Consider the following 1,802-nt stretch of genomic DNA (forward strand, 5'->3'; position numbering starts at 1 on the left):
GTTGATGCTGACTCAGAAGCGCTTGTTGACGCTGATTCTGATGCGCTTGTGCTTGCTGATTGGCTTGCACTTGTTGACGCTGACTCAGAAGCGCTTGTGCTTGCTGAAGCTGACGCACTTGTTGATGCCGATTCAGAGGCGCTTGTGCTTGCTGATTGGCTTGCACTTGTTGATGCTGATTCAGAAGCCGATGTGCTTGCTGATTCTGAAGCTGATGTGCTTGCTGACTCAGAAGCGCTTGTGCTTGCTGATTGGCTCGCACTTGTTGACGCTGACTCAGATGCTGATGTGCTTGCTGATTGGCTCGCACTTGTTGACGCTGATTCAGAAGCCGATGTGCTTGCTGATTGGCTTGCACTTGTTGATGCTGACTCAGAAGCACTTGTTGATGCTGACTCAGAAGCGCTTGTTGACGCTGATTCTGATGCGCTTGTGCTTGCTGATTGACTCGCACTTGTTGACGCTGACTCAGATGCTGATGTGCTTGCTGAAGCTGATGCACTTGTTGATGCTGACTCAGATGCTGATGTACTTGCTGAGGCTGATGCACTTGTTGACGCTGATTCAGAGGCCGATGTACTTGCTGACTGGCTCGCACTTGTTGACGCTGACTCAGAAGCGCTTGTGCTTGCTGATTGGCTCGCACTTGTTGATGCCGATTCAGAAGCTGATGTACTTGCTGATTGGCTCGCACTTGTTGACGCTGATTCAGACGCTGATGTGCTTGCTGAAGCTGACGCACTTGTTGATGCTGACTCAGATGCCGATGTGCTTGCTGATTCTGACGCACTTGTTGACGCTGACTCAGAGGCTGATGTGCTTGCTGAAGCTGATGCACTTGTTGAGGCTGACTCAGAAGCTGATGTACTTGCTGATTGGCTCGCACTTGTTGACGCTGATTCAGATGCTGATGTGCTTGCTGATTCAGAAGCCGATGTGCTTGCTGAAGCTGACGCACTTGTTGACGCTGATTCAGATGCTGATGTACTTGCTGATTCTGACGCACTTGTTGACGCTGACTCAGATGCTGATGTACTTGCTGAAGCTGATGCACTTGTTGACGCTGATTCAGAAGCTGATGTGCTTGCTGACTGGCTTGCACTTGTCGATGCTGACTCAGAAGCACTTGTGCTTGCTGATTCTGATGCACTTGTTGATGCTGACTCAGATGCGCTTGTGCTTGCTGATTGGCTCGCACTTGTTGATGCCGATTCAGAAGCTGATGTGCTTGCTGATTCTGATGCACTTGTTGACGCTGACTCAGATGCTGATGTACTTGCTGATTCTGACGCACTTGTTGACGCTGACTCAGATGCTGATGTGCTTGCTGAAGCTGATGCACTTGTTGAGGCTGACTCAGATGCTGATGTACTTGCTGATTGGCTCGCACTTGTTGACGCTGACTCAGAGGCGCTTGTGCTTGCTGAAGCTGACGCACTTGTTGATGCCGATTCAGATGCGCTTGTGCTTGCTGATTCTGATGCACTTGTTGATGCTGATTCAGAAGCCGATGTGCTTGCTGACTCTGACGCACTTGTTGATGCTGACTCAGAGGCCGATGTACTTGCTGACTGGCTCGCACTTGTTGATGCTGACTCAGATGCGCTTGTGCTTGCTGAAGCTGATGCACTTGTTGATGCTGACTCAGATGCTGATGTGCTTGCTGAAGCTGACGCACTTGTTGATGCTGACTCAGAAGCGCTTGTGCTTGCTGATTCTGATGCGCTTGTTGATGCTGACTCAGAAGCGCTTGTGCTTGCTGAAGCTGACGCACTTGTTGATGCTGACTCAGATGCTGATGT

2 pseudogenes are annotated in these 1,802 nt (G+C 50.3%); both read left to right on the forward strand.

The features are described 5' to 3' along the window. A pseudogene (locus N8M09_RS10785) lies at positions 1-447 on the forward strand (MSCRAMM family adhesin SdrC); the annotation flags it as partial. Positions 448-480: 33 nt separating this feature from the next. Then, positions 481-1,802 (forward strand): annotated as a pseudogene (locus N8M09_RS10790) (adhesive domain-containing protein); the annotation flags it as partial.

Origin of the sequence: Streptococcus mitis (genome assembly GCF_946190375.1) — a bacterium.
In the GTDB taxonomy this organism is placed as follows: domain Bacteria; phylum Bacillota; class Bacilli; order Lactobacillales; family Streptococcaceae; genus Streptococcus; species Streptococcus mitis_CJ.